The sequence below is a fragment of the Mycoplasmopsis agalactiae PG2 genome (assembly GCF_000063605.1).
Taxonomy (GTDB): domain Bacteria; phylum Bacillota_I; class Bacilli_A; order Mycoplasmatales; family Metamycoplasmataceae; genus Mycoplasmopsis; species Mycoplasmopsis agalactiae.
This window is the reverse complement of record NC_009497.1, coordinates 506,061-519,199: the sequence shown is the minus strand read 5'-3', so window position 1 is coordinate 519,199 and position 13,139 is coordinate 506,061. Positions and strand designations below refer to the sequence as shown.

At 30.5% G+C, this 13,139-nt stretch carries 12 protein-coding genes; 7 read left to right on the top strand and 5 right to left on the bottom strand.

The genetic code is table 4. The annotated features are described in order from the left end of the window. Positions 1-5: 5 nt before the first annotated feature. Together MAG_RS02255 and recO are read right to left on the bottom strand one after the other, a co-directional pair. Positions 6-974 carry a DHH family phosphoesterase gene (locus MAG_RS02255; RefSeq protein ID WP_011949613.1) on the bottom strand — a complete coding sequence of 323 codons (969 nt, stop codon included), beginning with the start codon at positions 972-974 and terminating at the stop codon, positions 6-8. 114 nt (positions 975-1,088) lie between these two features. After that, the gene (gene recO, locus MAG_RS02250; RefSeq protein ID WP_011949612.1) at positions 1,089-1,832 is read right to left on the bottom strand and encodes a DNA repair protein RecO; all 744 of its coding nucleotides are present in this window, start codon (positions 1,830-1,832) and stop codon (positions 1,089-1,091) included. Positions 1,833-2,015: 183 nt separating this feature from the next. On the opposite strand from recO, the gene MAG_RS02245 reads away from it, so the two are divergent. The 5 genes from MAG_RS02245 to MAG_RS02225 all read left to right on the top strand — a co-directional run bounded on the left by MAG_RS02245 (position 2,016) and on the right by MAG_RS02225 (position 8,677). Continuing rightward, positions 2,016-2,300 carry a hypothetical protein gene (locus tag MAG_RS02245; RefSeq protein ID WP_011949611.1) on the top strand — a complete coding sequence of 95 codons (285 nt, stop codon included), beginning with the start codon at positions 2,016-2,018 and terminating at the stop codon, positions 2,298-2,300. Continuing rightward, positions 2,293-3,939: a DAK2 domain-containing protein gene (locus MAG_RS02240; RefSeq protein ID WP_011949610.1), complete on the top strand. Its 1,647-nt coding sequence runs from the start codon at positions 2,293-2,295 to the stop codon at positions 3,937-3,939. Before MAG_RS02245 ends, MAG_RS02240 begins: the two co-directional genes overlap by 8 nt. 6 nt (positions 3,940-3,945) lie before the next feature. Further along, a complete protein-coding gene (gene plsX, locus MAG_RS02235) occupies positions 3,946-4,950 on the top strand; it encodes a phosphate acyltransferase PlsX (RefSeq protein ID WP_011949609.1) in 1,005 nt (334 codons plus the stop codon). Continuing rightward, positions 4,931-5,623 carry a ribonuclease III gene (gene rnc / locus MAG_RS02230; RefSeq protein WP_232955076.1) on the top strand — a complete coding sequence of 231 codons (693 nt, stop codon included), beginning with the start codon at positions 4,931-4,933 and terminating at the stop codon, positions 5,621-5,623. The genes plsX and rnc overlap by 20 nt, the downstream gene beginning before the upstream one ends. A 66-nt stretch (positions 5,624-5,689) precedes the next feature. After that, a complete protein-coding gene (locus MAG_RS02225; protein WP_011949607.1) occupies positions 5,690-8,677 on the top strand; it encodes an AAA family ATPase in 2,988 nt (995 codons plus the stop codon). Positions 8,678-8,724: 47 nt separating this feature from the next. Here MAG_RS02225 and MAG_RS02220 read toward each other — a convergent pair whose 3' ends face one another. Next, positions 8,725-10,077: a YitT family protein gene (locus MAG_RS02220; protein WP_011949606.1), complete on the bottom strand. Its 1,353-nt coding sequence runs from the start codon at positions 10,075-10,077 to the stop codon at positions 8,725-8,727. Between the two features lie 92 nt (positions 10,078-10,169). Here MAG_RS02220 and MAG_RS02215 point away from each other — a divergent pair, with 92 nt between their 5' ends. Further along, a complete protein-coding gene (locus tag MAG_RS02215; RefSeq protein ID WP_011949605.1) occupies positions 10,170-11,006 on the top strand; it encodes an HAD-IIB family hydrolase in 837 nt (278 codons plus the stop codon). Here MAG_RS02215 and MAG_RS02210 read toward each other — a convergent pair. Then, a complete protein-coding gene (locus MAG_RS02210; protein ID WP_232955172.1) occupies positions 10,993-11,538 on the bottom strand; it encodes a DNA-processing protein DprA in 546 nt (181 codons plus the stop codon). The genes MAG_RS02215 and MAG_RS02210 overlap by 14 nt on opposite strands. A 46-nt stretch (positions 11,539-11,584) precedes the next feature. Next, on the bottom strand, positions 11,585-11,725 hold the full coding sequence (locus tag MAG_RS04410; RefSeq protein ID WP_232955074.1) for a hypothetical protein: 141 nt from the start codon (positions 11,723-11,725) through the stop codon (positions 11,585-11,587). A gap of 237 nt (positions 11,726-11,962) precedes the next feature. Here MAG_RS04410 and MAG_RS02205 point away from each other — a divergent pair, with 237 nt between their 5' ends. Continuing rightward, positions 11,963-13,003, top strand: coding sequence for a zinc-dependent alcohol dehydrogenase (locus MAG_RS02205; RefSeq protein WP_011949603.1), 1,041 nt, complete (start codon positions 11,963-11,965; stop codon positions 13,001-13,003). Positions 13,004-13,139 lie beyond the last annotated feature (136 nt).

Genomic DNA, 13,139 nt, shown 5'->3' with positions numbered 1-13,139 from the left:
CATACTTACTTAGCCTCTCATTCAACAATTGCTTGATTTAAATCATTAATTACATCACTAACTTGGCTTCATTTTGTTAATGTAATACCAGCAGCATTATCATGGCCGCCACCACTATATTTATTTGCCACTTTATTGACCAATGGTCCATTTGAACGAAGACGGCCTCTAATCTTGCCATCTTCAAGCTGGATAAAGAAAGCTCAGCATGAATTGTCTTCAATATCAGCTAATTCATTGACGAATGTAGCTGCTTTAAGGCTGTCTAGGCCAAATTTATCTAACACTTCATTAGTAACTTCGTAATATAAAACTCTGCCTTGTTTTTTAAAGTTTGAAAGTATTTCGCCAGAGAACTTGATATCATCCATTGTTCTTTTGCTTAGTTCATTAAATATAAATTTAGGTTCTAGGCCACCTTTTTCATATAAAAATGAAACTAATTGATGCGTTCTTGCTGAAGTATCTGGATATAAGAATCTGCCGCTGTCTGTCACTATACCTAAAAATACATGCTCTGCAGCTTTTTTGGTAACTATTCAGTTAGCTTTATAAGCAATTTTTGCAATCATTTCAGCAGCAGCAACATAACGCTCATCTACTCATAAATATTTATATTCAATGTCACTATCATTAGGATGATGATCTATTCTTAAGGCAGCAGTAAATTTTTTATCTAATAATAATTCAGCACGCTCAATTCTATTTGAACTTGAAGCATCGACTACAATACCAAGAGAGTCTGTAAAATCAATTGTTTCAATTGGATCATATTTATAGTTCATAAAGTCAAATACGCCTACATTATCTCCAACTGTATAAACCCTTTTTTCAGGATAGTTAGTTCTAATTAATTCAGCTAGCCCAGCCTGTGATCCTAAACAGTCACCATCAGGGCGAATGTGGTGAAAAATGATTATATTTTTGTACTTTTTTATGGCGTCAATAGCCACTTTTGCATTACCTATTTTCATTTTGCCTCCTAATAAAATTTATATTTTTATAATTATAAATTATTTATCTTTAATAGGTTTTTATAAAAAAACAAAACAGCCACTAACATTGCACAAAATGGCTGTTTTATAGGCTTATTTGTTAAATTTTAATATTTCTCAATTAATATAAATTCCGTTTTTAATTAAATGGTTAATTATTTCATTATAAATAATGTCATTAATTGCTTTATTGCTCATTAGAATGTATTTATCTAAACTATTAAATAAAAAATAAAGTGACTTAAGTTCTTTTGTTCATCTTTGGTTATCAGTGCACTGACCGCAAATAAAACCATCTTCGGAAAATTTAAAATCAACTAAATTAGCTGGTGAGTTGCAGCTAATACATCTGTGATGATCTGGCTGAATCCCATTGTATTTAAGGGCTTTTGATACTATGTAAGTAATCATATATCTAAGCGGATTTCCTTTAGTTTCAATATCTTCAAAGCCGTTTTTTATATAGTAATCATACTTAAGTAAGCACTCTTCATATGCATCAAAAACTTCTTTAGAATTACTACTAAAATTTTCTAAATAAAGCATCATTTTAGAAATAAATTTAAGTACCAAATTATCTTCATAATGAGGCATAATGAGCAAAGATGCTTTTTTTAGTTTGCTAAATTTATTTACGAATCTTGCTTTAAAATAGTCTATTTCGCAAATTGAACCAATTTGTAAGTTTTGCCTATTTTTAGAAATTGTTTTAGCAACTCCAGGCGCAAAGAGTTTAAAAACACCATTAGTGCCTAAAACAGTCACTAATGCTGCATTTTCATTTTGTAAGTAATCTTCAATTTTTAAAACAATAACTTTTTCAACTTTTTCTGCCATAATAGTCTAAAACCCCTAGAAAATTTAATTTAAATTTAGATTTGAATTTTGATTCTTAGTATATATTTTAATATTGATAATTTTAAATTTTGTTTTAATTTTAATAATAATATAATTTTATCTACATTATCATATAAATACTAAATTAAAATTCCAGACTGCATTGAAAAGGTAGGGCTTTAAATGACAAACAATGAAGTTGAAAAGATTTTTATAGAAATTTTAGAATCAACACCCGGTGTAAGATTAGATTTAGAAGAAGGCACCACAGATCATATTGCAGATTTTAATGTGCATGAAAGTGATAAAGATATATGGAATTTTAGTGCATCAATAAAAATACTAAAAAACACAAGCGCAAAGGAATTAGTAAAAAATATAAGTAATTTGCTAAAGTATAAGCTTGCTAAAAATGGTCAAAAAGTTGGCAAAATTAATTTATTCATAGGAGAGTTGATAAATGATTAAGAACGCTAAGGTTATTGATGGCACAATTTATTCAAATTTAATTATTTCTGGTGCAAATAATTTAATTAATAACAAAAATAGAATTGACGCACTTAATGTTTTCCCTGTTCCTGATGGTGATACTGGAACTAATATGTCTAATACTGTTGAAGCAGCAGCTAAAGCTCTTAAAAGTTTAGAAAATACTACTAATCTTGCTGAAGTTTCTGCTGTTGTGTCTAAAAACATGCTACTTGGCGCTCGTGGAAACTCTGGTGTCATATTAAGCCAAATTTTTAAAGGATTTGCTAACTATTTTGCTGATAAAAATGAAGTAACAGTTTTAGAATTAGTTAAAGGGTTTCAAAGTGCCACTAAAAGAGCCTGTGAATCGGTTCTTAAACCTGTAGAAGGCACAATTCTTACAGTAATACGTGAAACAACTGAACAGCTAGCTAAAAATGTAAATGAAGAAACAACTCTTGAACATTTCTTTGAAATGGCGAAGAATTATTCAAGAGTTGCTTGTGATAACACTCCTAACTTACTAAAGGTTTTACGTGAAGTTGGTGTAGTTGATTCAGGGGGTGAAGGTTTAGTTTCGTTTATCACAGGGATGCATAGCTATGTAATTGGTAATCCTGTTGAAATTCAACAAGTTGAGCAATCAATTGATAAATTTATTAGCTCTGATGAAGTTTATAAAGGTGAATTTGGCTACTGCACTGAATTTATTATTGAATTAAATAAGCCTGATGAATTTGATAAAACAGCTTTTGAAAAACATATTTCTAAGTTCGCTAATTCACTTGTTATTGTGCAAGATGCTGAATTAATTAAAGTGCACGGTCATACTTTAAAGCCAGGCGATATGCTTAATTTTGGCCAAAAACATGGTGAATTTATAAAAATTAAGTCAGAAAACATGACACTGCAAGCTGAAAATTCAAGAGCAAACAGAAATAACAGTGTGGTAATTAATGATGTAGTTTCGCAAGGCAATAAAAAATGTGGAATTGTCTCATGTAACCTTGGTTCTGGTTTTATTGACAAAATGAAAGAATTAGGTGCTGATGCAATTATTGAATGCGGTCAGACTCAAAACCCTTCTGTGACTGATATTTTAGAAGCTATTAAATCAGTTGATGCTAAAGATGTCTTTGTACTTCCAAATAACCCTAATATTTTCCTAGCTGCTGAGCAAGCTGCTTCTGGAATTTTTGACAAAAATGTACACATAATACCTACTAGAACGCAAATTCAAGGAATTAATGCCATCATAGCTTTTAATAGCAATTCAAATAGCGACGAAAATAATGAGCTAATGAAAGAAGTTATGAAAATGGTAAGAACTGGCGAAGTTACAATGGCAGTTCGTGACACAACTTTTAATGGTGTAAAGATCAAAAAAGACAACTTTATTAGCATTTTAGATGGCAAAATAATTTCATGCAAGACTTCATATTTAGAAGCTGCCAAACATTTAATTAAAAAAGCTGCTAATGATGAAACAGAAGTTATTACCATTTATTATGGCAATGATGCTTCAGAGCCTGATGCAATTGAATTAGTTGACTATATCAATAGATATTATGACTGCGAAGTTGAAGTTGTTAACGGTAACCAACCTAATTATCATTTTTTAATAGGATTTGAGTAAGAGAATATGTATAGAATAGCTTTTGATGTAAATGGAAATGACAATGGCGTAGCTGCTGCAGTTAAAGCCAGTTGTCAGTTTTTAAAAGAAAATGATAATTATGAAATTATTTTAGTTGGTGATGAAGCTTTAATTAATAATGAGCTAAAGTTAATTGAAAATATTCCTAATTCATTAAAAATAATTAATAATCCAAATGTACCTTCTGATGTTAAAAACTTTCATAAATCACTAAGAGAAAATACTTCAATGAATGATTCTATTGACCTTGTTGCACAAGGAAAAGCTGATGCTGTAATTTCTAGTGGTGATTCTGGAACATATTTAGCTTGTGCTACCTTTAAATTAAAAAGATTACAAGGAGTTAGCCGTTCTGCATTTATGCCACTTATGCCTACAATTGTTGGACGTAAGTTTTTACTTTTAGATGTTGGTGCTAATATTGAATGCAAGTCTGAATACTTAGTTGAATGAGCTAAAATTGCTAATGTTTATGCACGTACTTTGCTAAACATTGTTAATCCTAGAGTTTCATTAATCAATATTGGAACTGAGGATTATAAAGGATTAGAAATAGTTAAAGAAGCTGCTAAAGAGTTAAAGGATAATAAATTCATAAACTATATAGGCTATAGTGAGCCAAGATATTTATTAGATGGTGTTGCTGATGTAGCTGTTATTGATGGCTATGGAGGAAATTTAGTACTTAAAAGTCTAGAAGGTGCAATTTTAAGCTTCAAAAACCTGCTTAAAGACAAAATTATGGCTAAGCCAATAAGAAAATTTGGCTATTTATTCCTTAAAGGCGCCTTTCAGGATGTAGCTGAAACATTAGATTATAGAAATGTTGGAGCCGCATGGTTAATTGGACTTAATGGACTAAGCATAAAATGTCATGGCAATAGCGACTCTAAAGCATACTTAGGTGCACTAAATCAAATTAAATTAGTTATAAAAAATAATGTTCTAGAAGCTATCAAAAAGGAACTAAATGACAAGCCACATGAATAGCATTGAAAATTTTTTAAATAATTTTAATATTAAGCCAGTAAGCTTAGCTGTTTATAGACAAGCTTTTACACACGGCTCATCTGTAGCTAATTCAAAAGGCAAGAATTATCAAACATTAGAGTTTTTAGGTGATGCAATATTGCAGTTCTATGTATCTGCAATACTTTTTAATTCCTTTAAAGACAAAAACCAAGGTCAGCTTACGTTAATAAGATCAAAATTAGTGTGCACTGATTCGCTTAACCAAATTGCTGATTTGCTTAAGCTTAAAGACTTCTTAGTACTTTCAAGCAACGTTGTTGCTACTGAAGTACTTAGTTCGAAAAAAGTGGGTGCTGATATTTTTGAATCATTAGTTGCTGCTATATTTTTGGACCAAGGATTGCCAAAAGTTAAAGATTTTTTAGACAAAACATTATTGCCTTTAGTTAAGCAATACAAAGAAGGCAAAATTGAGCTTAAAGATTCAAAAACAAGACTGCAAGAGCACATGCAATCTTTTAGTAAAAAAACTGTTTTTTATCAAACATACCAAAGTGAAAATAATTTATTTAAAGCGGAAGCTATCTATGAAGGTAATGTTTATGGCTCTGGTGTTGGAAAAAGCAAACATGAAGCTGAAGAAAATGCTGCTAATGATGCATTAAATAAATTAATAATGTCTAAACCATAGTATTTTTAGTCTTTTTTTATTAAAATTTACTAAGAGCAAAATTTTCAAAATTGCAAGAGGTGTAAAATGAAATTAATTAAAGTGGAAGCTCACGGATTCAAATCATTTGCTGAACCTATAACTTTGCATTTTAACGGTGGAGTTGCAGGTATTGTTGGGCCTAATGGTTCTGGAAAGTCAAATATTAATGATGCTATTAAATGAGTTTTAGGTGAAAGAAGTGCTAAAGAACTTCGGGGCGATAATATGGACGATGTCATTTTCGCTGGTTCTAAGACTGCAAAGCCTATGGATAAAGCTGTAGTTACACTTACTTTTGATAATAAAGACGGTCAAAGCAGCATTAATCATGAAACTATTACAATTTCTCGTGTTTTAGAAAGAGGCTCAGGCATTAACCAATATTATCTTAACGGCGAAGTTTGCAGGCAAAAAGATATTAAAGAAATTGCAATGGAAAGTGGAATTGGCAAAAGCAGTTTAGCTATTATTTCGCAAGGTACAGTTAGTGATATTGCCGAAGCATCTGCTGAAGAAAGAAAAGGAATTTTTGAAGAAGCTGCAGGGGTTTCTAAATACAAATTTAGAAAAAAAGAAGCTTTATCAAAATTAGCTAAAACTCAAGAAGGACTCGACCAAATTGCCTTAGTTATAGCCGAAATCGAAAGAAAGCTTAATCCATTAAGAAAGCAAGCTGAAAAAGCAAAAATATTTATTGCAAAAACTGAAGAGTTAAGATCTGTTGAAGTTGGCTTATTAGTAGATAATATCAAAAGATTTGGTTCAAGATATGATGAGCTTTCTGTTGAATTAGAAGGCGTTCAAGAAACTAAAAATGACTTGAATGACAGAATAAAGAATTTAGAAGCTAAAATTAGCCAAAATATTGAGTTTAAAACTAATCTTGAAGCTGCACAAAAAGAAATTTCAATTGAATTAGAAGCTGTTAAAGACAGACTTAACAACCTTTCAATAGCTATAGCTAGAGAAAATGAACGTGAAAGATTAATTGTTGAGGGCGAGTTAAAAGTTGATACCACAGAACAAATTAATGCTTATAAAACATTAATTGAAAAATCAGCACAAAGAGTTGCTTACTACAATAGAGAATACGACTTAATTAACAAAAGAATTTCAGATAACAGTGAAATTTTAGACGCTCATGACAAAGAGCTTAACTTTATAAACATCAGACTAACTAAAAAAGAAAATGATATTTTCAAAATACAAACTCACCTAAACTTGCTTAAACAACAAAAAGAAGGCAACACACTTCTATATAAAGGCACAAAAACCATTTTAGAAAACAAAGCCATTTTTGGAAAAGGCTTAAAAGGAACTGTTGCTGATTTAATTAAAGTCAACAAAGAATATTCACGGGCAATTGAAGCAGTTTTGGCAAATGCTTTACAACACTTAGTAGTTGATAAACCAGAAGTTGCTGTGAAAGCAGTTGAGTTTTTAAAGCAAAATAATGGCGGAAGAGCTACATTTATTCCTCTTGCATCTATTCATCCTAAAAGCGTTAGAGATGATCATCTTTTGGCTATTCAAGGTCAGCCTGGTTTTATTGCTGTAGCTTCTGAATTAGTAGAAGTTGAGCCAATTTATCTTATTCTTTCACAATTTTTATTGGGTAATGTTATAGTTACTGAAACAATTCATCATGCTAACCATATTTCAAAAATTTTGGACAACAGATATATGATTGTCACATTAGATGGTGACATAATTCGTGCTGGTGGTGTAATAGTTGGTGGTGCTAAGTCAAATACTGAAACATTATTAACTATTGATTTAAAAATAAGTGAATTAGAATCGCTTATTCCTGGTATTCAGATCGCTATAACTGATGATAGATCTAAGCATAATGAAATTAGCAATGAAAGAAGAATTTGCTTAGAGTTAGAAAGTCAGCTAAAAAATCAATTAGCTAATATAATTACACAAAAAAGTGCAGAACAAAAAATACTTGATGAGCTAAATTTAAAACTCAAAAATATTAGTAACAAAGAATTAGAAATAAAAACTGAAAGCATCAGCATTCACAGTTCTGAAGCTGATTTAGAAGTTTTATCTTCTAGAAAAAGTGCACTTGAAGCTGATTTTAGAGCTAAAAACGAAAGAATTAATGCTCTAGCCCAAGAAATTAATTCAGGACAAGTGCTAAAAAGTGACTTTGAATCCACTTTAAGAAAACTTTTAGAATCATTTTCAGAAAAGCTTTCTGAAAAAGAAAAATCCAAAGTATTTTTGGAACAATCACGTGAAAGATTAGCATCACAATATAAATTAACATTAGAATCAGCTGAAGCACAAGGCTATAAATTAGAAATGTCTTATGATCAAGCAACTGAAATTGTTAGAGAAATAAGAGAAGAAATTAATAAACTAGGCAATGTTAACCTGGAAGCATTAGAACAATTAGTTGAAGAAGAAGAAAGATACAACAAATTTGTAAAAAGCGAAGAAGAATTAACACAAGCAAAACAAGTTTTAGAATCAGCTATTGCCCAAATGGACAAGATTATTATCACAAGATTAACTAATATTGTTCACGATGTTAATGCTGAATTTAACGATGTTTTTGCCACAATGTTTGGAGGCGGAAGCGCTAGATTATTCTTCTCAGATCCTAAAAATATTTTAGAATCTGGTGTTGAAATTGAGGCTATGCCACCTGGCAAAAGTATTAAAAATCTTAAGTTATTTTCAGGTGGTGAAAAGTCACTGATTGCCATATCTTTATTATTTGGAATTCTTAAAGCTCGTCCACTTCCACTATGTATTTTAGATGAGGTTGAAGCTGCTTTAGACGAATCAAACGTTGTAAGGTATGCAGAATATTTACAAAAATTGAAAAACAAAACTCAATTTTTAGTGATTACGCACAGACATGGAACAATGTCTAGAGTTGATGCCTTATTTGGTGCAACAATGCAAAATAGAGGTGTAACAACATTCTTTAGTTTAGAGCTAGCTGAGGCTAAGAAATTAGTTGATGATGTTCAAGAAGACTACATTTCAGCAAGAGCAGCTAAAGCACAAAATTAGAGCATTTAAAAAACTTACAAGGCTATAAAACAGTCTTGTAAGTTTTTTTACTCTTCAACATATTTAGTATTAAAGGCGCCTTTAACTTGTTCAACGGGCCTTATTGAAATTCATGCTTTTGGATCAATAACTTTAATATCCGAGACAATGTTTTTGCTTTCTAGTGTTAATAAAGTAGTTTCAATAAAGTATGTTTCTTCTTGTGAGTAACCACTAATTCCTTTAAAAATTGTATATGCATGTCAGTACTTAATATGCTTAAAGTAATTCAAGATAGCATCAGGACATTTAGTTGCAATAGAAAGAGTTACTTTTTTGTATTTTGGATACATTAAACCTAGCACAATGTTGTTAAAAATGATGTATAGAATAGTTGAAAATTCTCTTAATCCAAAAATTGTTCTATGTGATACATATTTTTTAATTGAATTAATGTTAAAGCCATCTCTTAATGTAATTATTATTGAATTAGGTTGCTCTAGAACATTTTCAACACTACTGCTTGATGATATAACACCTAAGTCAACAGCTTCTTTATGCTTAGCAGCAATACCAAAAACAAGTAAGAAGAATGAAGTTGCAATAATATTTACAGTAAACATCATTCCCGCAACACTTTTTTGTTTTTTAGTTGAGAAATAATAAGCAATAATGTCAGTACCGCCAGTTGAACCGCCATTTTTTCAGGCAATAGCAATTGATGTTCCAGCACATATAGAACCAAGGAAACCATTTATTATTATCGGCCAACTGCTTGCATTTTCATATGTTCCTATAATATTGCCTGCCTTATCCCGAAATTCAACTAGCTTATGTCAACCAGGAGCAATATTGATGTAATTATGTATAAAATCATGAACTTGGGGAATTGAAGTAAATATTGCGTTAGTAATTAATTGAGAAATCATAAACACAGCAGTTAATATAGTAAAACTCCGCTTTACCTTGAAACCAAAGCCTATCAAAAGGGGCAGGTTAATCAAAATAAACATTAAGGCAAAGTATTTATCTCAGTCACGGTAACCCTTATCCTTAGCAATAAGCATAGCTAGCATTGGAAAGCCTGACAAACCACTAGGAAGCGTATCACCTCTGTTTAAAAATGCAATAACACCAAAGTTAAAAATTAAAGCAGCTATGAAAAGGAAAAACACTCTTTTAGCGTATAAAATAGCTGTCCTTTTCCTCACATTCTTTTTTCTTTTATTTGCGCTATCTGAATAATATGAGTAATTAGCCATTCTTAAGTTAGTCATTAAGTCATCACCAAAATATTTTCTTAAGTCAATATCTTCTTTATCTAATTCAATTAATTTTAGGTTATTGACATTTTCGCTATGTAGTTTTCTTAATATTTTTTTTCTTTTAAGTATTTTTAAATTAGTCACAGGGCTACTCATAGTATGAAAAATTATAAAAAATATTTTAAGAAATTGAATTACAATTATTAAATTATTAGCAACATTTTTGGCACTTTTGCAAGGAGAGCAAAATGAAGAAAAAGATTTTTTCATATGATTTAGATGGCACATTACTAATGAGTAACAATAAGGTTCATCCTGTAACTAAAAAAGCATTTCACGATGTTCACAAAAAAGGCGGAATTAATATTTTAAACACTGGAAGAGGCCTTTTAAAAGTGCTACCTTTGTTAGATGAATTTGACGGAATAGACTATTTTATATGCTCAAACGGTGCATTAATTTATGATGTAAAAAACAAAAAACATATTGTTGTAGGCAGATTAGAATCTGATGTTTTTGAAAAAATGTTTGAATATGCTTACAAGAATAATTTAATAATTTCACTTGATACAGCAGATTTTACTGCTACATATGTAAATAAAGATGCTGATGGCAATTTTCCAGAATGAATTATGAAGCAAGATATTATGGATTTTGCGCACATTAAGTTTTCTGATTATGAAACAATGTCAAAAGTGGCAAGCGATTCAAACTCAATAATTACACAAGTTGCAATAAGAAATCCAAACGAAATAGCTACCAAAACAACAAAACACTTTAGTAATTTATATAAAGATAAGTACTCTGACTATTTAACTAATAGAATATACACTGATGTTAATCCTTTAGGAATTTCAAAGTGAAATGGCATAAAAGAATTTATGAAAATATATAACTTGCATGATTGCACAATTTATGCTTTTGGTGATTCAAGTAATGATGTAGAAATATTACAAAATGCTCATTATGGTTTTGCAATGGAGAATGCAACAGATGATGCTAAGGCAGTAGCTACTGAAATTATAGGACACTATAATTCAGGAGCAATTGGCATAAAATTAGAAGAAATAATTAAAAGTAGTTAACTTCTGCTAAATGTGTTATTAAACTTGCTCCTGATTTAATTAAGTAAGTATTACCATCATCATATGTTAACCCTGGATAGCAGTAAACATTTTTGCCTAAATTTGCAAAACAATTAGCTAAGTTAATTAGTCCTGAATTTCGCTTGCTACTAAATATAATTAAATTATTTGCTAGTGCTGAAGCTACAACATTTCTTTCTTTAAAGTATCTAAGTTTAGGATGCAAATCTGGTGGTATAAAAGTGATACATAAATCTTTATTAAAATCTACATCAGGGCAATTATAAGATATACCATTAGCTAGTAAATATATGATTCCTTGTTTATTGTTATTAAATATTTCAATAATATTTTGATCAATGTTTTTGAAGTTATTAGTCAATAAAACGGTGTTTTTGGCTAATTCATTACATGTTTGCACAACATTATGTAAAACAAATTCATTAGCTACATCGCCAGTAGCACAAACTATATTTTTATTAAGCAGTTCAATATTCCCTTTATAAAACAAAACAAATGGGGAATATTTTAATTCTTTTAATCCTTGCGGATAGTTAGTATCAAAAATTGTAATAGTTTTAAATGCCGCTTTCTTTTAATTTATTTATCTCTTCATCTACTTTATATTTATCAACCTTATATCCATTTTTAAGCGCTTTATAAATTTCAAAGTTATTTCCTTTAAACAAAATCGAAAAGTAAACTAGTAAATCATTCATTTTTTCTCCTTTTTCATCTCTCCTACATTAAGATTTTTGCTTTTTAATAAGAAAATAAAAAAAGGAAAAAAATGGGAAAAAAGCTTGATTTTTCCCAGTTATTTTTTTAAAAGTCTTATTTTAGTCTTAAAAGCAGTAAATAATCAAATACGCCTTATTAATAGTTGTAAAATTTAATTGTAAGGTAATAAATTTTATATTCATAAGGAGATTCAAATGAAAGAAATTCCAGCAAAAATGAAAGCTTTTGTTGTGACTGAACCTAAAAAGTGAAGTGTTAAGGAAGTGGATGTACCTAAGCCAAAATACAAAGAAGTTTTAATTGAAATGGAAACTTCAGGTATTTGTCATACAGACTTGCATGCTGCAAATTATGATTGATTAGTGGAACCAAAATATCCATTAATACCAGGGCATGAAGGAATTGGAAAAGTTGTTGCATTAGGGGAAGGATGCACACGCTTGAAAATTGGTGACAGAGTTGCTTTAGCATGATTACATGATGCTTGTGGTTACTGTGAATATTGTTTAACAGGTAGAGAGACTCTTTGTCCAAATCAAAATATGTCAGCTTATACTAAAGATGGCTCATATGCTGAATATGCTATTGGTCATGAAGATTATGTTGGGCTAGTGCCCGAGAAATTAGACATAATTACAGGCGCACCTGTTGTTTGTGCTGGTGTAACAACATACAAGTCATTAAAACAAACTAAAGCTAAAGCAGGCAATTTTGTAGCTGTTATTGGTGTTGGCGGCTTAGGTCAAATGGCTATTCAATATGCTAAAGCTATGGGTCTAAGACCTATTGGCATTGACTTATCAGATGAAAAATGCGAATTAGCCCTTAAATCAGGTGCTGAATATGCATTTAATTCAGCTAAAGATCCTAAATTTATTGAAAAAATCATCGAAGTTACTAATGGTGGTGTACACGCTGTAGTTAATACATCAGTGCACCCTAGTGCTGCTGAACAAGGTATGGACATGCTTCGTCGTGGTGGTCGTCAAGTATTAGTTGGCTTACCAGCCAAAGATAAGCATGGCAAAGATGACTTCAAAGTTTCAATTTTCTGATCAGTATTATTAGAACGTGAATTAGCAGGCTCAATTGTAGGTACTAGACAAGATTTAGCTGAAGCATTAGAATATGCTGCTGAAGGAAAAGTCAAATCAGAAGTTACTAAGGTAGTTAAGCTAGAAGAAGTTTCTGACATTTTTGACAAACTTCAAAAAGGCGAGTTCTTAGGAAGAGCTGTTATTGACTTTAGAAAATAATTAAATTACCTTTTTAAGAAACATCCTGATTATTTAAATTCAGGGTGTTTTTTGTTGTTTCAATTTGCTTACAGCACTATAAAACAATTATTTAGGCAAAGTTTGCATTTGTATAAATTACTTTTAACAATGGGCA